Genomic DNA, 18,682 nt, shown 5'->3' on the forward strand with positions numbered 1-18,682 from the left:
GGGGCTCTTCCAAGTGACTCGCCGTAAGGGCGAAACCATTAGCGGCCGTTACCGCAGGAATGGATATGTACACCCTCATATAGCCATCGCCGGCAAGCCGGCTCCTACAAGGACCGTGTACATCCGCGAGAGTCGGGTTGCCTGTAAAGCCTTCGCGAGCAGGCTCGCCCCCACAGGATTCGTGCGCGTACACCCAAAAAAAAGCCCCGCAAAAGCGGGGCTTAAAGGGTGCAGCAGTCATGCTTTCGGGCGTTTGTCCATTACGTGACAAGCCTTGCCCTCAGAGCGCTTGATCGAATGCAGAGGCTGCAAAACAATCCGCGAACTGATCCCGATATACGTCTTGATGTGCTTGCTCAACTCGCCACAAACAGCCCTCTGCTGCTCATCGCTCAAGTGCTGGTGCTCAGCCTTCAACTCGACATGCACATCCACGCTGTCCAGGTTCCCGTTGCGATACAGATGAATCTCATAACACTCTGAAAGCTGTTTGATTTTTAGCACCTGCTCCTCGATCTGCGTCGGAAACACGTTAACCCCGCGAATGATCAACATGTCATCGCTACGCCCGGTGATCTTGTCGATCCGCCGCATCGGCCGCGCAGTCCCCGGCAGCAAGCGCGTCAGGTCGCGGGTGCGGTAGCGGATCATCGGCAAGGCTTCCTTGCTCAGGGACGTGAACACCAGTTCGCCCATCTGCCCGTCCGGCAGCACTTCACCGGTGACCGGGTCGATGATTTCCGGGTAGAAGTGGTCTTCCCAGATCGTCGGGCCGTCCTTGGTTTCGGCGCATTCCATGGCGACGCCCGGCCCCATGATTTCCGAGAGGCCGTAGATGTCCAGTGCAGTGATGCCCAAACGGTTCTCGATGGCGCTGCGCAGTTCGCCGGTCCACGGCTCGGCACCGAAGATGCCCAGGCGCAGGGCCAGTTTGTGCGGGTCGATGCCCTGGCGCTCGATTTCATCGGCGATGTTGAGCATGTACGACGGCGTGACCATGATGATGTCCGGCTGGAAATCCTTGATCAGTTGCACTTGCTTTTCAGTCTGCCCGCCGGACATCGGAATCACCGTGCAACCCAGGCGTTCGGCACCGTAGTGCGCGCCGAGGCCGCCGGTGAACAGGCCGTAGCCATAGGAAATGTGCACTTTGTCGCCACGTCGGCCACCGGCTGCGCGGATCGAGCGCGCGACCACATTGGCCCAGGTGTCGATGTCGTTCTGCGTGTAACCGACGACGGTCGGTTTGCCGGTGGTGCCGCTGGATGCGTGCAGGCGCACCACGTCCTGCATCGGCACGGCAAACATGCCGTAGGGGTAGTTGTCGCGCAGGTCGGATTTGGTGGTGAACGGAAACTTCGCCAGGTCTTCCAGGGACTTGATGTCATCCGGGTGCACGCCCAGTGCATCAAAGCGCTGACGGTACAGCGGCACGTTTTTGTAGGCGTGGTTGAGGCTCCAGCGCAGGCGTTCCAGCTGGTGCTGACGGAGTTCGTCAATGCTGGCGGTTTCCAGCGGGTCCAGCACGGGATCAAGCACGGCTTTGGCAATTGGCATGTTCATAACTTCACTCGAATTATTTTTGTGTTTCAGCCCGGCCGCAGCCGGGCTTTGAGTGCATGCCCCAAGGATACCTCTAGGCTCCCCGGGAATCGCGATTCTTTAGTCGGACAAGCGCTCAATGATCAGCGCAATGCCCTGGCCGACGCCGATGCACATGGTGCACAAGGCGTAGCGGCCCTGACGTTCTTCCAGTTCGTGCAGGGCGGTGGTCACCAGCCGCGCACCGCTCATGCCCAATGGGTGGCCGAGGGCGATGGCGCCGCCATTCGGGTTGACCCGCGGGTCGGTGTCGCTCAAACCCAGTTCGCGCAACACCGCCAGGCCTTGCGCGGCGAAGGCTTCGTTGAGTTCGATCACGTCCATGTCGGCGAGGCTCAGGTTGGCCAGTTCCAGCACCTTGCGCGTCGCTGGCACCGGGCCGATGCCCATGATGCGCGGCTCGACGCCGGCAGTGGCCATGGCCACAACCCGGCCGCGAGCCTTCAGGCCGTGGCGTTTGGCGACCGCCGGGCTGGCCAGCAACAGCGCGCAAGCGCCGTCATTGACCCCGGAGGCATTGCCGGCGGTGACGCTGCCACCTTCGCGAAACGGCGTGCCGAGTTTCTGCAACTGCTCAAGCGTGGTGTCGCCGCGGGGGTGTTCGTCATGCTCGACGACTTTGGCCGGGCCTTTGCGCTGCGGGATTTCCACCGCGACGATTTCCCTGGCCAGTCGCCCACTGGCCTGGGCTGCGCCGGCGCGCTGCTGGCTGCGCAGGGCAAAGGCGTCCTGGTCGGCGCGGGAGATGTTGAACTGCTCGGCGACGTTCTCGGCGGTTTCCGGCATCGAGTCGATGCCGTAGGTTTTTTTCATCAGCGGATTGACGAAGCGCCAGCCGATGGTGGTGTCGTAGACCTGCGCATCCCGGGAGAAGGCCTGTTCAGCCTTGCCCATGACCAACGGCGCGCGGGACATCGATTCGACGCCGCCGACCAGCATCAGTCCGGCCTCGCCGCAACGAATCGCCCGCGCTGCGGTGCCGATGGCATCCAGCCCGGAACCGCACAAGCGGTTGAGCGTGGTGCCCGGCACGCTGACCGGCAACCCGGCCAACAGCGCCGACATGCGCGCGACGTTGCGGTTGTCTTCGCCGGCCTGGTTGGCACAGCCGTAGATCACATCATCCACGGCATTCCAGTTGACCTGCGGGTGGCGGCGCAGCAGTTCGCGCAACGGCACTGCACCGAGGTCGTCGGCGCGTACGCTGCTCAACGCACCAGCGTAGCGGCCGATCGGGGTCCGCACGGCGTCGATGATCAAGGCGTCATTCATTCGGGGTCTCCTGCGCGAGCACAGCGCCGCGCACTTTGTAGGATTTGCCATGGAACAGCGCGATCAGCTGGCCCAGTTGGTTTTCAATGCGCACGTCGTAGTTGCCGGTGCGACCGGAGCGGCTCTGCTCGGTGCAATCGGCGGTCAAGGTGTCGCCCAGGCGTGCCGGGGCGATGTAGTCGATGCTGCAACCGATGGCCACGGTGGCTTCGTTGTAGCTGTTGCAGGCAAAGGCAAACGCCGAGTCGGCGAGGGCGAACAGGTAGCCGCCGTGGCAGGTGCCGTGACCCTGAATCATGTCGGCGCGCACGCTCATGCCGACGCGGGCGCAGCCCGGTGCCGCCGAGAGCAGGCGCATGCCCATGGCCTGGCTCGCGGCATCGCGCTTGAACATCGTTTGCGCGCAGTTGCTGGCCAGGTTCATTGCTTCGTGATTAGTCATGGAACGTCCTCCCTTCAGCGACGCGACGGCGCAACAGCAGCGACGGTCGATAGCGTTGTTCGCCGTAGCTCGTTTGCAGGTTTTCCAGCACGTTGAGGATGTGCGCGAGGCCAATGGCGTCGGCCCAGGCCAGCGGGCCTTGCGGGTAATTGACCCCGGCGCGCATCGCCAGATCGATGTCGGCGGCCGAGGCCACGCCTTGCAGCACGGCGTCAGCGGCTTCGTTGGCGAGCATCGCCACCGTGCGCAACACTGCGAGCGCCGGGCTGTCGCTGAGTTGACTGACGGTGAATCCAGCGCGTTGCAGCAGTGCGACGCCGTGTTCGAGTGCCGAAGGGGAGATGTCTGCCGAGCAACTGATGGCGATGCGGCTGGCCTTGCCGTAGTCGAAGGCCAGGTCCAGCAGGATCAGATTGCGCAGCCCGTCTTCTTTCGCCCGCTGACAGGCCATGCGCCCGTCGGTAAGCGCCAGCACCGCATCGCCGACTTTCAACAGGCCTTGGCCATCGCGCTGAATGACGTTGATCTGATGTTCGCGCAGACGCGCAATCAACGCGTTGGCGATGCCGAGATCACCTTCCACGACGCAGGTTTCAACCGGGTGATCGCTGCTGATAGAGGTCGGCTGTGGTCGCTCGGAGCCTTCGGCATAACGGTAGAAACCATGGCCGCTCTTACGACCCAGGCGCCCGGCGTCGACCAATTCCTTCTGAATCAGCGAAGGCAGGAAACGTGTGTCCCCGTAATAGGCATCAAACACCGAACAGGTCACGGCATAGTTGACGTCATGGCCGATCAGGTCGGTCAGCTCGAAGGCGCCCATCGCAAAACCACCGGCCTCGCGCATCAGCGCATCCAGCGTCGGGCAATCCGCCGCGTCTTCCTGCAGCAGGCGCAGGCTTTCGGCGTAGAACGGGCGGGCGACGCGGTTGACGATAAAACCCGGTGTCGAGCGGGTGTGTACGGGTTTTTTGCCCCAGGCTTTGGCGGTGTCGTACAGACACTCGGCCAACGCCGGATCGCTGGCCAGCCCGGAAACGATTTCCACCAGCGCCATGACCGGCGCCGGGTTGAAGAAGTGCAAGCCGAGCAAACGTTGCGGATGGTTCAGCTGCGCGGCGATGCTGGTGATCGACAGCGACGAAGTGTTGCTCGCCAGAATGCAGTGCTCGCCGCAGATGCCTTCCAGCTGGCGAAAGAGCGCGCGTTTGACCTCAAGGTTTTCGACGATGGCTTCGATGATCAACTCGCACTCGGCCAGCGCTTCGATGGCCTCCACGGCGTGCAGGCGCGCAATCGTTGCGCTGCGCGACTCGGCGGACAATTTGCCGTTCTCGACCCGTTTGCCCAGTTGTCGATCAATGCCTTCAATGGCCTGGGCCGCAGCGCCGGGGCGATTGTCCAGCAGCAACACCGGATGACCGGCCTGCGCCGCGACCTGGGCAATGCCTGCGCCCATGGCCCCGGCGCCGATCACCGCGATGCGCGCGTTAGTGTTCAGTGCGGTCATGACTCAGCGCCCCTTGAAACTTGGGCTGCGTTTTTCCATGAAGGCGCTGACGCCTTCACGGTAATCCTCGCTGCGCCCGGCCAGGCGTTGCAGGTCTTTTTCCAACTCCAGCTGTTCGTCGAAGGTGTTGCTCAGGCTGGCGTTGAGGCTGCGTTTGATCAGGGCCAAACCGTATGTCGGTTGCGTGGCCAGATGGCGGGCGAGGGTCAGGGCTTCATTGCGCAATTCGGCGTCATCCACCACGCGGTAGATCAGCCCCCATTGCTCGGCTTGCTCGGCGCTCAGGCGATTGCCGAGCAAGGCCAGCGCCTTGGCGCGGGCCATGCCGACCAGGCGCGGCAAGGTCCAGGTGCCGCCGGAATCCGGGATCAAACCGATCTTGCAGAAGGCCTGGATGAAGCTCGCTGAGCGCGCTGCCAATACCAGATCGCAAGCCAGTGGAATGTTGGCGCCGGCGCCGGCCGCCACGCCGTTGACCGCGCAGATCACCGGCAGCGGCAGGTCGCGCAACTGGCGGATCAGCGGGTTGTAGAACTTCTCGATGGACTCGCCCAGATCCGGCACGGCGCTGCCCGGCGCGACATTGCGGTCGCTGAGGTCTTGCCCGGCGCAGAAACCGCGACCTTCAGCGGTCAGCAGCAGTACGCGCACGTCCGGGTTCTGCCGAACCAGCTTGAGCGCTTCCTTCACTTCGCCGTGCATCTGCGTGTTGAAGCTGTTGAGTTGGTCCGGGCGATTGAGGCTCAGCAGGGCAACGCCGGCCTCGATGGAAAACAGGATGTGTTCGAAGTTCATGGTCTTGGCGTTCTCTGGGAGGTCGTTCGAATTCGTTATCGATGGCCGGATTACTGGCCAGTGAAGGTCGGCGTGCGCTTTTGCTGAAAGGCCGCGATGCCTTCGTCACGGTCGCGGGTGCCGGCCAGCACGGTGAAGGCGTGGCGCTCGAAACGCAGGCCGCTGGCGAGGTCGGTGTCCATCGCCTTGAGCAGCGCTTCCTTGGCCAGGCGCACCGCCAGCGGTGCTTTCGTGGCAATGCTGCGGGCGATCTGCAGCGCACGCTCGACGGTGAATTCCGGTTGGGTAACTTCGCTGACCAGCCCGGCGCGCAGGGCCTGGCGGGCGTCGATCGGCTCGCCGGTCAGGACCATCTGCATGGCCATGGATTTGCCAACGGCGCGCAGCAAACGTTGGGTGCCGCCGGCGCCGGGCATGATCCCGAGGTTGATTTCCGGCTGGCCGAAACGTGCGTCCTCGCCGGCGATGATGATGTCGGCGTGCATCGCCAGTTCGCAGCCACCGCCGAGGGCGAAGCCGTTGACGGCGGCGATCAGCGGTTTGTTGAAGCGGGTGATGGTTTGCCACGACGCCTGGCGCGGGTCGTCGAGGATGCCGACCAGATTGCGCTCGGCCATTTCCTTGATGTCGGCGCCGGCCGCGAAGGCTTTGCGGCTACCGGTCAGGACCACGACGCGGGTCTCGGCATCGGCTTGCGCGGCCGTCAGTTCGTCCGCCAGTTCACCCAGCAATTGGGTGGTCAGGGCATTCAACGCTTGCGGACGCTGCAAGGTAATCAGGCGGACGCCCGGTTCGAAGAGTTCGACAGCAAGGGTTAGAGGCATGGCGGATGCCCTCACGGTGCACGCTCGGCTGTAATGCCGGCTCATTATTGGATCGGCGCGTAGGCCGGTTTTGCCGGAGTATACCTATAACGTGATACGTAAATGCAATATAAAAATAGATTTAATGTGTCCTATCGTCGGGTTTGTGGTTTTATGGCTTTGGTTTGAATGGCTTTGATAAAGCGCTGGATACGCCTGTTTTACTGGTTTTAGTCGGGGTTTCGTCGTCTAAATAGACGCGGTGGGCCAGTGGCTTTGTAAGTGATACGGTTTTTGTGCTTTGTTAATGTAAAAGTGATGTGATACAAAATGAGTCTGCATCGGCATCGCTTTGTGAATGCTCTATAAGGAAACGCCCCATGACCTGCTACAGCCTCGATGGCCTGACTCCGGTGGTTGACCCCAGCGCTTACGTTCACCCGTCCGCCGTGCTGATCGGCGACGTGATCATCGGTCCCCATTGCTACGTTGGTCCGCTGGCGAGTCTGCGTGGTGACTTCGGCCGGATCGTGCTGGAGGAGGGCGCCAATCTGCAGGACACCTGCGTGATGCACGGTTTTCCGGACAGCGACACCGTGGTCGAACGCAACGGCCATATTGGTCATGGCGCGGTGTTGCACGGCTGCCGGATTGGCGCCGACGCGTTGGTGGGGATGAATGCGGTGGTGATGGACAATGCACGCATCGGTGCCCGTTCATTCGTCTCGGCGGCGGCCTTCGTCAAGGCCGGTTTCGAAGGCCCCGAGCAGTCGCTGATCATGGGCGCGCCGGCCAGCGTCAAGCGCAGCCTCAGCGATGAAGAGGTGTCGTGGAAGCAGGCGGGCACTCGTGAATATCAGCAACTGGCCAAGCGTTGCCTTGAGCAGATGCAAATCTGCGAGCCGCTGACCGAACCGGAACCCGACCGCCCGCGTATCAGCGACAGCGGCCTGCGGCCCAAGGGCAGTTCTCTGTGAAAGTTGTTCCCCTGTAGGAGCGAAGCTTGCTCGCGAAGGTGTGTCAGTCGACAGCCCTTTAGCTGACACACCTTCGCGAGCAAGCTTCGCTCCTACAGGGATTTGCAATTAACCGGCGGACATTCGGTATATTCCTTTCTTTTTTCAGCTCGGTACGCCCATGTCGTCCCTGACACCCTTGAACCATCTGATTACCCGCTTCCAGGAGCAGACGCCGATCCGCGCCAGTTCCTTGATCATCACGCTGTATGGGGATGCCATCGAACCCCACGGCGGCACGGTGTGGCTGGGCAGCCTGATTCAGTTGCTCGAGCCCATCGGCATCAATGAACGGCTGATCCGCACCTCGATTTTTCGCCTGACCAAGGAAGGCTGGCTGACCGCCGAAAAAGTCGGGCGCCGCAGCTACTACAGCCTGACCGGTGCCGGTCGTCGGCGTTTCGACAAAGCTTTCAAGCGGGTCTACAGCTCCACCGTTCCGGCCTGGGACGGTTCGTGGTGCCTGGTGATGCTTACGCAACTGACCCAGGACAAGCGCAAACAAGTGCGCGAAGAACTGGAGTGGCAAGGTTTTGGTGCGATATCGCCCGCCGTGCTGGCCTGCCCGCGCAGTGATCGGGCCGACGTCAACGCGACCTTGCTCGACCTGGGTGCCCAGGAAGACACCATCGTCTTCGAAACCACCGCACAAGACGTGCTTGCCTCCAAGGCCCTGCGTTTGCAGGTGCGCGAGAGCTGGAACATCGAGGAACTGGCGGCCCATTACAGCGAGTTCATCCAACTGTTCCGACCGCTCTGGCAAGCGCTTCGCGAGCAGGAAAACCTGCAACCGTCGGACTGCTTCCTGGCACGGGTCCTGCTTATTCACGAGTACCGCAAACTGCTGCTGCGTGACCCGCAATTACCGGACGAGTTGTTGCCCGGCGATTGGGAAGGACGCGCCGCCCGCCAGTTGTGCCGCAACATTTACCGGCTGATCTACGCCAAGGCCGAAGAGTGGTTGAACACTGCACTGGAAACCGCCGATGGTCCGTTGCCGGACGTGGGCGAAAGCTTTTATCGGCGCTTTGGCGGGCTTAAGTAACCCGTCTGTTTCCGTAGGAGCGGCACTGTTCAGGAGAACCCGTGGATTGGCGTAGATAATAAAAACAAGCCTGCGTGAGGCCCGACATGATTTCTTCAATTGCACAGCGCCGTGATGGCTTCGATCAGTGGATTCATCAGATCAACCAGATCTGTGGCGCCTTCAATGCGCAACCTCTGGGCGATGAGTTTGCCGGACAGATCCGCGAGCACCAGGACGGCGCGCTGAAGCTCAGTTTTGTCGATGCCCGCCAGGCACGGCTGTACCGCACGCCTCACGAAGTGGCGGCGGGCGAGGACGGTAAATACTTTGCGGTGTTTCAGCTCGATGGCAGCGCCGGCATGGCTCAGGGCGACAGCAAGGTGTTGCTGTCGGCCGGGGATATCACGCTGATCGACGCCTCGCGCCCCAGCGACTTTACCTACAGTGAAAACTCCCGGCAGCTGTCATTGATTCTGCCGTCGCAACTGGTCGAGCAAACCCTGCGCTTCAATCCGGTCCAGTGCGGTCACCGGATCGCCGCGACATCCCCCATCGCGATGCTTTCGCACCGTTTGATTCTGGACGCCACGCACCAGCAATGCCTGAGCCAGGCAGAAAGCGAAGCGACGCTGGAGGCGATTGTCAGCCTGCTGCGCCCGGCCATCAGCCACAGCGAAGCATGCGCGGACGTGCATGAGCGCCTCTTTCGCAAGACCCTGGGCTTCATCGATGAGCACATCCGCTCGGAAGACCTCTGCCCCGAATGGCTGGCGCGCGAGGTGGGAATGTCGACGCGTGGTTTGTACCGGATGTTTGCCAAGAAGGGATTGGTGGTGGCGCGGTACATCAAGAATCGGCGCCTGGATTTGTGCGCGGAGTCCCTGCGCCAAACACGTACCGAGCAGAAGTTGTCGGTGCTGGGGTATTCGTGGGGCTTTTCCGATTCGAGCTACTTTTCCACCGCGTTCAAATCGCGCTTCGGCATTTCGCCCGGTGAGTACCGCAAAAAACACGCCTGACCGAATTGCTTTTGTAGGAGCCCGGCTTGCCGGCGATGGCGGCTATGAGATCGCCATCGCCGGCAAGCCGGGCTCCTACAGGTTTATGCCAACCCACAATCCGGAGCATCCCTGCGATCTGTAGGAGCAGGCTTGCCGGCGATGGCGGCCGTGAGATCGCCATCGCCAGCAAGCCGGGCTCCTACTTTGCGTTGAGGTTCAACGTCGGCGTCTCATCGAAGAAATTCCACGGCTTCAACAGCACATGCACCCACTCGGTCGGCATGATCGGCCATTCCTCCGCACGGGCGATGTGCGTGGTGCCGGTGGTCAGCCAGACCACGTCATCGCTGTTTTCAATGGACTGGTTGTCGTGGGTGAACTGTCCAAGCCCTGCATCCTTGTCCGAGCGGTTCGGGTACTTGCCTTCCGGATATTTCTCTTCCGGGTTGTAGCGCGTCACCCACAGCTGTTTGTCCATGAAACTCAAGCGGTGATAGAGCCATTCGTCCTTGCCGAAATTGGCACCCTTGGCCACCGGGTGCGTACCGCCGGCGTACGGAATCAACTGATAGGAAACCGGGTTGCCGACTTTGTTTTCCTTGCTGGTATTGGTCAGCAGGCGAACAGTCGAGGGGTCGAATTTCTGCGCGGCTTGCTGCTCGGTGCCGACGACTTTGGTTTCGGTCTGCATCGTGCTGGTGCGCGGTCCGCCACGGTCGTTCGGGGCAACCACCGGGTTCACTTCCACCAGCGAGTTGTTCTCACCGTCCACGTCCATGTCCAGGCGGAAGTTGTAGATGTGCTGGTGCGTGGTGCCGACGATGTTGTGGTCCAGCAGCGTGCCGTAACGCGTGTCTTCCTTGGCCGTGGCTTCGTGCATGGTTTTCGATTTCACGCCCTTGACCGCTTCGATACCGGTGGCGCCAGCGTCGATGCCAATGGTGCCGTTTTGCTGGAAGACCCAGTCGAAAATGTAGTCGTAGTTGCCGACGGTGCTGATCCAGCGCACCACCAGTTCACGACGCTCGGTGCTGAGGTTGGGCTGGCCCATTTCCTGGTGTTTGTATTCCGGGCCGGCGTAGCGCTCGAACACCGCCATGGCGCGGGGAATCGAAGTCGGGGCGCCGGTGTAGTCGGCAATGGTGGCGTCCAGCAGCACGGCGTTTTCCGGAGCATCTTTACCGCGCGCAATCGGCGAGGTCAGCGTGCCCATGCCGTAATCACCCGAGTCTAGATAGGCCTTGAAGTACCAGCCGCCATCCGGATCGCCGTAAGGCACGATCATGCCGCCCAGCGAGCCTTCGTACATGATTTTGCGTTTCTTGCCCTTGTCGTCATAAGTGACGGTGGACAGGATCGGGCCGACCCGCGAGTCGAGGCGAACGTGGAAGTCCCAGTTCTGCCAGTGAATGCTGTTGCCGGAGATGGTGTAGTTTTTGCCTTCGGGCTCGATGATTTCCAGCGGCTTGACCGACGTGCCCTTGCGCCCGCGTCCGTCGTACGGCGTCGATTTCATCGGCACCGGAATGACTGCGTCGTCTTCGATCTTGATCAGTTTCTTCTGCTCCAGATCGACAATCGCCACCAGCCCCTCGATCGGGTGCGCCCAGTAGTTGCCGTCACCGGTATTCAGATAGCTGACGATTTTCAGCAGACGCTTGTCCTGCGCCAGCCCGTCCTTGCCGTCGAAGTAACCGACCGTCAACGGCGTGGCCACCACCTTCTTCACATCGCTGATACCGCGTTTGGTCAGCGCCTGCGCATACTCGGGGCTCGCTTCAATCGCCGATTGCACCGTCGCGAAGTCATCCAGCAGAACCATACCGTGGGCGCCTTCGATCGGCTTCCACGACTTGAGCGTCTTGCTGTCGAGATCGACCAGGCCTTCAACCACATGCTTGCCGTCGAGCACCACAATGTTGGCCTGGCGCGGTTGGGCGACGTTTTGCCCGCTGTAGACGAAATTCCACACCTGATCCTTCGGTGGCTCGTTGACTGAGACTTCGGTGAAACGGAAACCGGGTTTGTAGTGCTCCGATTGCTTGATGATCTCGACAGCGGTCTTGATCTCATCCGCGCTCAGCGGGTTGAGCGGGTTAGGGCGCGTCTCGACGACAAAGGTCTTGTCCAGGCCGGACTGGAACACCTGATTGATGAAGTCCTTGGACATGAAGGCAGTCTTGCCCTTGAACACCACCGGCACACTCAGCTCCATCCGTTTGCCGTTGAGCATGGCAACCTTGCTGCCCGGTTTGACCTTGAGAAAAACGCCGTCCTTGGCAATCACGAACAGGTCGGCGTAGTCGTCCCATTTCACCGTGGCACCAAACTCCTCCAGGCCCGCTTGCAGCGGCACCATCTCGGCGTGCCCGCCATGGGCCTGAGCGGTGCCCGCCCAGTAAGGCAGGCCAAGCGTGCCAAGGCTGATGGCCAGCGCGAGGCGGGCGAGGGGTTTTCTTTTCAGTGAGGCAAAGGAGGTGAACATGTCTGAATTCCTGGACGAACGCCGGTGACTGGCATGACTGCACTTTGCTACAGCTTGTGGCTAGCTTCTTTTGGATGCCTGCCAGAATCCTTTGGCTGTGTGCCTAAATCAACTTTTCTCGTTGACGAGTGATGGCAAGGCGGCTGTCTGGAATCCATTGCTTCCAGTTAATAGGAAGCATTACTATTCACGCCCCGTCATCACAGCACACCGCAATGACCCCCAAGTTGCCCCGCAGACACGGCTTTTTCGAGCATTACGAAGAGTTGGTTGGCACCTGGACCCGTCGCCTGAGAAATCGTCAGCAGGCCGAGGATCTGGCCCACGACACTTTCGTGCGGGTGCTTGAGTCCGATTCGGCGGCGGTGCAGCAACCCCGGGCTTATTTGCACCAGACTGCGCGCAACATCGCGGTGGATGGTTATCGGCGTGAGGATCGGCGGGGCGCCATGGAGTCGGAGGCGGTTGATCACAGTGTGTCGTCGTCCGGCGACCCGGAGCATTTCATGCATGCGATCCAGTTGGCTGATTCCATTGAGCGGGCGCTTACCGAGTTACCGGTCAACTGTCGCAAGGTTTTTGTTTGGCAGAAGATCGAAGGGCTGACCCAGGCTGAAATCGCCGAACGCCTGGGACTGTCCAAGAACATGGTGGAAAAGTATATGATCCGCACCCTGCGGCATCTGCGCGACCGCCTCGACGGTTTGCAACCATGATCGGCCGTGCACTCTCTTCCCCAGCCAAACAGGAACTTCCATGATGGATACTCGTGATTGCGCGTGCGGGCAAACGACGGTTCGCGATGAGGCGGCGCAGTGGTTTGTGCGTTTGCAGGAGCCGGCCATTGACGTCGAAGAGCGCCAGCGTTTCGAGCACTGGCTGAACGAGCACCCTCAGCACCGCGACGAATTTCAGTTGCTTCAGGGCCTGTGGACAGCCGCCGACCTGGTGCCGCGTGCACGACTGCAAGCCTTGTGCGAAACCCCGTCGGCGCGCAGCAAACGTCGGCCGCTGGTGCGTTATGCGGTGGCGGCCAGTGTGGTGGCCGTGGCGCTGGGCCTGGGCCTGTTCAGCGGTTTGAATCAGCCGGCGCCTTACACTGCCGAGTATTCGACGACGCTGGGCGAGCGTCGCCAGGTGGCGTTGCCGGACGGTTCGGTGATCGACCTGAACAGCCGCAGTCGTCTTCAGGTGCGCTTTGAAAAAGGCCAGCGCGGCATCGAATTGACGCAAGGCGAGGCAATGTTCAGCGTCGCCCATGACAGCGATCGGCCATTCGTGGTCGAAGCGGGCAGCGGCAAGGTCACGGTTACCGGCACGCGCTTCAATGTGCGTCGCGGCGTCAGTGACACCCGGGTCGTGGTGGAGCAGGGCACGGTCAGGGTTCAGGGGCACGGCGCGGCGGACAATGAGTTCGTCAACCTTACCGCTGGCCTGGGAACGCGCATTGATGCCCAGGGCAAAGTGGCCGCGGCCTATGCGGTCAACCCTGCGGAACTGACGGCCTGGCGCAACGGCAAACTGGTGTTCAACAACGCCAGCCTGGCCGAAGTGGCCGAGGAAGTGTCGCGTTATCGGGCCAAGCCACTCACCGTCGGCAACGACACAGTGGGCAATCTGCGCCTGACCAGCGTGTTCAAATCCGACAACACCGACGCGCTGCTCAAGGCCTTGCCGACCATCTTGCCGGTGGCCGTGCGCACCCTCGATGACGGCAGTCAGGAAATAATTTCAAAATAGATTCAGGTTTTTTTCGAGTTGATCGTCTTCCTGTCCAACTGCAACTGGTTTGCATTAACAGGCGCACACTCTTGCGATCCACAGGACTACGTTCGACGTGAAAAAAACCACCGCTAAAAACAACAACTCCCTTTGGTTGCCGCTGGCCCTTGCGCTGGCGGTCAACGCTGCGCTGCCCCAGGCCTTTGCCGCCGATGCCATTCACATCCCGGCGCAACCCTTGGGCCAGGCGCTGAGCGAGCTCGGCCAGCAAACCTCGTTGCAGGTTTTTTTCAGTCCTGAACTGGTCGCCGGCAAACAGGCCCCGGCGGTGGATGGCAACCTTTCGCCGGAACAGGCCTTGCGCCAATTGCTGCAGGGCAGCGGTCTCGAGTATCGGATCGACGAAGGTTCGGTGACCCTGACGCCGGCTCCATCGCCGACTTCCGCCGCCAATGGCCCGCTGGAACTGGGCGTGACTGACATCAAGGTCGTCGGTGACTGGCTCGGTGACGCCGATGCCGCCGTGGTGCAGAACCACCCCGGCGCCCGCACGGTGATTCGCCGCGAAGCCATGGTCGAGCAAGGCGCGATGAACGTCGGCGACGTGTTGAAGCGCGTGCCCGGCGTGCAAGTACAGGAAGCCAACGGCACGGGCGGCAGCGATATCTCCCTGAACGTCGGCGTGCGCGGCCTGACTTCGCGCCTGTCGCCACGCTCTACCGTGCTGATCGACGGCGTGCCGGCCGCGTTCGCGCCGTATGGCCAGCCGCAGCTGTCCATGGCACCGATTTCCTCCGGCAACCTCGACAGCATCGACGTGGTGCGCGGTGCCGGTTCCGTGCGCTACGGGCCGCAGAACGTCGGCGGTGTGATCAACTTCGTGACCCGCGCAATCCCGGAAAAAGCCTCCGCCGAAATCGGCACCACCCTGGAAACCTCCAAGCACGGTGGCTGGAAGCACATCGATACGGCGTTTGCCGGCGGTACGGCGGATAACGGCATTGGCGTGGCGCTGTTGTACTCGGGCGTGAACGGCAACGGTTACCGTGAGCGCAACAACGGCAATGACATCGACGACGTGCTGCTCAAGACCCACTGGGCGCCGACCGATGTCGACGACTTCAGCCTCAACCTGCATTACTACGACGCCAGCGCCGACATGCCCGGCGGCCTGACTCAGGCGCAGTACGACGCCAACCCGTTTCAGTCCGACCGCAACAACGACAACTTCAGCGGGCGCCGCAAGGACGTCTCGTTCAAGTGGGCGCGGCAGATCGATGACCGTACCCAGGCAGAAGTGCTGACGTACTACTCCGACAGCTTCCGTGGCAGCAACATCGCCGCCCGCGACCAGAAGACTATCGGCTCGTTCCCGCGTACCTATTACACCTTCGGCATCGAACCGCGGGTGTCCCATGTGTTCGACGTGGGCCCGACCACCCAGGAAGTCAGCGTCGGTTATCGCTACCTCAAGGAAGGCATGCACGAACAGGCGACCCGTCTGGAGCTGAACAAGAGCAACGAGCCCGTCGTGACCAAGGCCTCGGACGGCCATGTGTACCAGGACCGCACCGGCGGCACGGAAGCCAACTCGGTGTATGTCGATAACAAAATCGACGTCGGCAACTGGACGATTACCCCCGGCATCCGTTTCGAGCACATCAGCACCGACTGGCATGAGCGCCCCGGACGCGATGCCGATGGCAAGCGTGTGACAGAGAAGAATCGCAGCATCGAAAGCAACGAGCCGCTGCCGGCCTTGAGCGTGATGTATCACATTTCCGATGCCTGGAAACTGTTCGCCAACTACGAGACTTCGTTCGGCAGCCTGCAGTATTTCCAGCTTGGCCAAGGCGGTACGGGTGACAGCACCGCCAACGGTCTGGAGCCGGAAAAAGCCAAAACCTACGAGCTCGGCACGCGCTACAACGATGATGTGTGGGGCGGCGAAGTGACGCTGTTCTACATCGACTTCGATAAAGAGTTGCAGTACATCAGCAACGATGCGGGCTGGACCAACCTCGGCGCGACCACGCACCAGGGCGTCGAGACGTCGGTGCACTACGACATGGCGGCACTGGACCCACGACTTGACGGTCTGACCGCCAACGCCGGTTTTACCTACACGCGTGCCGTTTATGAAGGCGAGATTCCGGGCTTCAAGGGCCGTGACTTGCCGTTCTATTCGCGCCAGGTCGTGACTGCCGGTCTGCGTTATGACATCGACCGCTGGACCTACAACGTCGATGCGTTTGCCCAGTCCAAACAACGTTCGCCGGGCGTTGCCGTGAATTCCAACGGCAGTTTCACCAACAAGTACATCACCGAAGGCACTGCCGACGGTCAGTACGGCGACATTCCGGGTTATGTCACCTGGAACGTGCGGGGTGGTTATGACTTTGGCGCGCAGCTATCGAACCTGAAAGTCGGCGCCGGGGTGAAAAACGTCTTCGACAAGCAGTACTTCACCCGTTCCAGCGACAACAACTCAGGCATGTACGTCGGCGCACCGCGCACGTTCTTCGTGCAGGCCAGCGTCGGGTTCTGATAGACCGAGTCGCCTGCATCGCCGGCAAGCCAGCTCCTACAGGTTTCATGTCATTCACAGAATTTGTGCACGACGCAAAACCTTGTAGGAGCCGGCTTGCCGGCGATGCTTTTCAGGCCTTCAACACCTTCCCGCCAATGGCAACCGCCACCAGCAACACCGCCATCAACCCGAAGGCAAAACTCAAACTGCTGCCGTGGGCGATGAACCCGATCACCGCCGGCCCCGCCAGAATCCCCGCGTAACCCAGCGTCGTAATCGCCGGCACGGCAATGCTTTCAGGCATGACCGTCTGCTTGCCCACGGCGGTGTAAAGCACCGGCACGATATTCGAGCAACCCGCGCCCAGCAGCGCATAACCCACCAGCGCCATCTCCCAGCTCGGTGCGAACGTCGCCAGAAACAGGCCGGCAGCGGCCGTCAGCCCACCGAACACGATCACCCGTGTCGCGCCGAGGCGCCGGACGATCTTGTCACCGGTCAACCGCCCGGCCGTCATGGTCAGCGCGAACGCCGCATAACCCAATCCCGCATAGGCCGTGTCGATCCCGCGTTCCTGCGCCAGGAACACCGCGCTCCAGTCCAGCGCCGCGCCCTCGGCAAGGAACACGATGAAACACATCCCGCCGATAAACAGCACGATGCCGTGGGGAATGGCAAAGGCCGGGCCGGAACTTTCGCTGCCATACGGCAGCAGGTGCGGCGCGGCTTTGCACAATGCGATCAGCAGCAGCACGATCACCACCAGCATCGCCCCCAACGGAGAAACCCCGAAGCCGAGCAGGGCACTGACGCCCGCCGCCCCGACAATCCCGCCGAGGCTGAACAGCCCGTGGAAACCCGACATCATGGTTTTTCCGCTGGCGCGCTCGACGATCACCGCTTGCAGGTTCACCGTCGAATCCACCGTGCCGAGGCCCGCGCCGAACATGAACAAGGCCGCAATCAGCGCCGGGACCGAGGACACCGTCGCCAACAGCGGCAGCGCCAGACAGATCAACAACGTACCGCCCGTCAGCACGCGCCGGCAGCCGAAACGCGTGGCCAGCAGCCCCGCCATCGGCATCGCCAGAATCGAGCCCACCCCCAGGCACAACAGCAGCAAACCGAGGGTGCCTTCATCCAGCCCGGCCCGGGCCTTGGCGTAAGGCACCAGCGGCGCCCACGCGGCAATCCCGAAACCGGCGATGAAAAAGGCAATGCGCGTGGACATCTGTTCCAGGCGTCCGGGCACGAAAGTGGTGGGCATGTTGAGGTTGGTCATATCGATCCTTGGCAAAAAACTTCGCGTCCCCAAGGGACAGTGACTCACCCATGAGGTTCGATCAGTGTCCGGACGGTTTCGCGGTCAGGCAGGGTGACATCCTTGCACAGCCCGTCGCGGTTTCGCGATATGTTGCACGCCTGTGATGTTTACACGGGAGGCGCCATGACGCCGTTCTACGATGCTCGAGGCAATATCTACGCGGTAGTGGCGCCGGATGCAGTGCGCCGCGAAGGGATCGATTTACCTGAACAGGCCAGTCTGGCGGCGCAAACCCGCACGACCTGGGCATTGTCGGCCATCGAGGCGTTCTGTGCCTGGGCGCCGGGCACGCAGCCGCCCGGCAGCAAGGACCATCGCTGCGACGGTCTGCTGGTCGGCCCGTTTCAAACGTCGCCGCCGTTTGATCTGTTGATCGTCAACACCGACGGCACCCTGGCCGAGCGCAGTGGCAACGGGCTGACGATTTTCTCCCAGGCGCTCAGCGATCAAGGACTGTTTCCGGAAAACGCGGCGTGTGTGCTCAGGGTTCATCACGACAAGGCCGACACGCCTTCGCCCGGTGAAACATTGGTGAACAGCGCGCAGGTCGAGGGTGTGCAGGGTTTCTGGCTGGATCTGGGCAAACCGGCGTTCGGGCCCGAGGCGGTCAGTGCTCAAGGGGTGACCGATGTGGCATTCAACGGTCGTGGGCTCAGCCACGTTCAACCGTTGTCGGCGCTGGATCCCGCCTGGTCGCGCTGCCAGTTCGTGCGGGTCGGCAATCCGCATTGCGTAACGCTTGTGGACGATGTCGAGGCATTGCCGGCCAATGAGCAGATGCGCGAAGCGCGATTGTCCGAAGGGTTGACGCGCATTGCCTACGCGATGCCGACCGGGGCCGGGCGACCGTGCCCGGCGGGGGTCAATTTGCAATGGGCGATGCGCGAGTCAGCGGGGAAAATTGCTGCTCGGGTGTTTGAGCGTGGGGAAGGACCGACGGCGTCGTCCGGCACCAGTGCGAGTGCGGTGGCGTGTGCGGCGTGGCGGGTGGGTTGGGTGGTGGCGGGTGAGGTGAAAGTGGTGATGCCTGGAGGGACTGCGCCGATTTTGTTGGAGGAGGAGCAGGGCGAATTGAGTCGGGTCAGTCTGTTTGGTACGGCGCGGTTGATGGGGTGAATTTGAGATTGCCTTCGCGGGCAAGCCTCGCTCCTAC

Annotated in this window: 15 protein-coding genes; 7 read left to right on the plus strand and 8 right to left on the minus strand. The window is 61.7% G+C overall.

Annotated elements, in window-relative coordinates:
* Positions 1–237: 237 nt before the first annotated feature.
* From paaK to paaF, 6 genes are all read right to left on the minus strand, one after another.
* Entirely contained in the window at positions 238–1,563 is a 1,326-nt protein-coding gene (gene paaK, locus PMI32_RS25155) for a phenylacetate--CoA ligase PaaK (RefSeq protein ID WP_008025272.1), read from the minus strand.
* 99 nt (positions 1,564–1,662) lie between these two features.
* Complete coding sequence (pcaF, locus tag PMI32_RS25150) at positions 1,663–2,874, minus strand: 3-oxoadipyl-CoA thiolase (protein ID WP_008025273.1); 1,212 nt, start codon at positions 2,872–2,874, stop codon at positions 1,663–1,665.
* The gene (paaI, locus tag PMI32_RS25145) at positions 2,867–3,316 is read right to left on the minus strand and encodes a hydroxyphenylacetyl-CoA thioesterase PaaI (RefSeq protein WP_008025274.1); all 450 of its coding nucleotides are present in this window, start codon (positions 3,314–3,316) and stop codon (positions 2,867–2,869) included. Before paaI ends, pcaF begins: the two co-directional genes overlap by 8 nt.
* A complete protein-coding gene (gene paaH / locus PMI32_RS25140) occupies positions 3,309–4,826 on the minus strand; it encodes a 3-hydroxyacyl-CoA dehydrogenase PaaH (RefSeq protein WP_008025276.1) in 1,518 nt (505 codons plus the stop codon). Before paaH ends, paaI begins: the two co-directional genes overlap by 8 nt.
* Positions 4,827–4,829: 3 nt before the next feature.
* Positions 4,830–5,621: a 2-(1,2-epoxy-1,2-dihydrophenyl)acetyl-CoA isomerase PaaG gene (paaG, locus tag PMI32_RS25135; RefSeq protein ID WP_008025277.1), complete on the minus strand. Its 792-nt coding sequence runs from the start codon at positions 5,619–5,621 to the stop codon at positions 4,830–4,832.
* Positions 5,622–5,671: 50 nt separating this feature from the next.
* Positions 5,672–6,445: a 2,3-dehydroadipyl-CoA hydratase PaaF gene (gene paaF / locus PMI32_RS25130; RefSeq protein ID WP_008025279.1), complete on the minus strand. Its 774-nt coding sequence runs from the start codon at positions 6,443–6,445 to the stop codon at positions 5,672–5,674.
* 359 nt (positions 6,446–6,804) lie between these two features.
* Here paaF and paaY point away from each other — a divergent pair, with 359 nt between their 5' ends.
* The 3 genes from paaY to feaR all read left to right on the plus strand — a co-directional run bounded on the left by paaY (position 6,805) and on the right by feaR (position 9,486).
* A complete protein-coding gene (gene paaY / locus PMI32_RS25125; RefSeq protein ID WP_008025280.1) occupies positions 6,805–7,401 on the plus strand; it encodes a phenylacetic acid degradation protein PaaY in 597 nt (198 codons plus the stop codon).
* 160 nt (positions 7,402–7,561) lie between these two features.
* On the plus strand, positions 7,562–8,485 hold the full coding sequence (paaX, locus tag PMI32_RS25120) for a phenylacetic acid degradation operon negative regulatory protein PaaX (RefSeq protein ID WP_008025283.1): 924 nt from the start codon (positions 7,562–7,564) through the stop codon (positions 8,483–8,485).
* 86 nt (positions 8,486–8,571) lie between these two features.
* Complete coding sequence (feaR, locus tag PMI32_RS25115; RefSeq protein ID WP_008025285.1) at positions 8,572–9,486, plus strand: transcriptional regulator FeaR; 915 nt, start codon at positions 8,572–8,574, stop codon at positions 9,484–9,486.
* Positions 9,487–9,667: 181 nt separating this feature from the next.
* Here feaR and tynA read toward each other — a convergent pair whose 3' ends face one another.
* On the minus strand, positions 9,668–11,953 hold the full coding sequence (gene tynA / locus PMI32_RS25110) for a primary-amine oxidase (protein ID WP_008025287.1): 2,286 nt from the start codon (positions 11,951–11,953) through the stop codon (positions 9,668–9,670).
* A 215-nt stretch (positions 11,954–12,168) separates the two neighbouring features.
* On the opposite strand from tynA, the gene PMI32_RS25105 reads away from it, so the two are divergent.
* The 3 genes from PMI32_RS25105 to PMI32_RS25095 all read left to right on the plus strand — a co-directional run bounded on the left by PMI32_RS25105 (position 12,169) and on the right by PMI32_RS25095 (position 16,223).
* Positions 12,169–12,669, plus strand: a complete 501-nt coding sequence (locus PMI32_RS25105) for a sigma-70 family RNA polymerase sigma factor (protein ID WP_008025288.1) — start codon at positions 12,169–12,171, stop codon at positions 12,667–12,669.
* A 40-nt stretch (positions 12,670–12,709) separates the two neighbouring features.
* A complete protein-coding gene (locus tag PMI32_RS25100) occupies positions 12,710–13,693 on the plus strand; it encodes a FecR family protein (RefSeq protein WP_008025289.1) in 984 nt (327 codons plus the stop codon).
* Between the two features lie 97 nt (positions 13,694–13,790).
* Positions 13,791–16,223 (plus strand): TonB-dependent siderophore receptor, encoded by a 2,433-nt coding sequence (locus PMI32_RS25095; RefSeq protein ID WP_008025290.1) that lies wholly within the window; start codon positions 13,791–13,793, stop codon positions 16,221–16,223.
* Positions 16,224–16,335: 112 nt separating this feature from the next.
* Here the strand turns inward: PMI32_RS25095 and PMI32_RS25090 are convergent, their stop codons facing one another.
* The gene (locus PMI32_RS25090; protein WP_008025291.1) at positions 16,336–17,487 is read right to left on the minus strand and encodes an MFS transporter; all 1,152 of its coding nucleotides are present in this window, start codon (positions 17,485–17,487) and stop codon (positions 16,336–16,338) included.
* Between the two features lie 165 nt (positions 17,488–17,652).
* On the opposite strand from PMI32_RS25090, the gene PMI32_RS25085 reads away from it, so the two are divergent.
* Positions 17,653–18,645 (plus strand): diaminopimelate epimerase, encoded by a 993-nt coding sequence (locus tag PMI32_RS25085; RefSeq protein WP_008025293.1) that lies wholly within the window; start codon positions 17,653–17,655, stop codon positions 18,643–18,645.
* The last annotated feature ends 37 nt before the right edge of the window (positions 18,646–18,682 follow it).

The sequence above is a fragment of the Pseudomonas sp. GM60 genome, assembly GCF_000282415.1.
Classification (GTDB): Bacteria; Pseudomonadota; Gammaproteobacteria; order Pseudomonadales; family Pseudomonadaceae; genus Aquipseudomonas; species Aquipseudomonas migulae.

What these genes read in the sequence shown, in the direction of transcription:
- paaI (WP_008025274.1), bottom strand. Translation starts at nt 3,316, where the DNA reads ATGACTAATCACGAAGCAATGAACCTGGCCAGCAACTGCGCGCAAACG.
- paaH (WP_008025276.1), bottom strand. Translation starts at nt 4,826, where the DNA reads ATGACCGCACTGAACACTAACGCGCGCATCGCGGTGATCGGCGCCGGG.
- paaX (WP_008025283.1), top strand. Translation starts at nt 7,562, where the DNA reads ATGTCGTCCCTGACACCCTTGAACCATCTGATTACCCGCTTCCAGGAG.
- PMI32_RS25085 (WP_008025293.1), top strand. Translation starts at nt 17,653, where the DNA reads ATGACGCCGTTCTACGATGCTCGAGGCAATATCTACGCGGTAGTGGCG.
- paaG (WP_008025277.1), bottom strand. Translation starts at nt 5,621, where the DNA reads ATGAACTTCGAACACATCCTGTTTTCCATCGAGGCCGGCGTTGCCCTG.
- paaY (WP_008025280.1), top strand. Translation starts at nt 6,805, where the DNA reads ATGACCTGCTACAGCCTCGATGGCCTGACTCCGGTGGTTGACCCCAGC.
- pcaF (WP_008025273.1), bottom strand. Translation starts at nt 2,874, where the DNA reads ATGAATGACGCCTTGATCATCGACGCCGTGCGGACCCCGATCGGCCGC.
- PMI32_RS25090 (WP_008025291.1), bottom strand. Translation starts at nt 17,487, where the DNA reads ATGACCAACCTCAACATGCCCACCACTTTCGTGCCCGGACGCCTGGAA.
- paaF (WP_008025279.1), bottom strand. Translation starts at nt 6,445, where the DNA reads ATGCCTCTAACCCTTGCTGTCGAACTCTTCGAACCGGGCGTCCGCCTG.
- PMI32_RS25105 (WP_008025288.1), top strand. Translation starts at nt 12,169, where the DNA reads ATGACCCCCAAGTTGCCCCGCAGACACGGCTTTTTCGAGCATTACGAA.
- tynA (WP_008025287.1), bottom strand. Translation starts at nt 11,953, where the DNA reads ATGTTCACCTCCTTTGCCTCACTGAAAAGAAAACCCCTCGCCCGCCTC.
- paaK (WP_008025272.1), bottom strand. Translation starts at nt 1,563, where the DNA reads ATGAACATGCCAATTGCCAAAGCCGTGCTTGATCCCGTGCTGGACCCG.
- PMI32_RS25100 (WP_008025289.1), top strand. Translation starts at nt 12,710, where the DNA reads ATGATGGATACTCGTGATTGCGCGTGCGGGCAAACGACGGTTCGCGAT.
- feaR (WP_008025285.1), top strand. Translation starts at nt 8,572, where the DNA reads ATGATTTCTTCAATTGCACAGCGCCGTGATGGCTTCGATCAGTGGATT.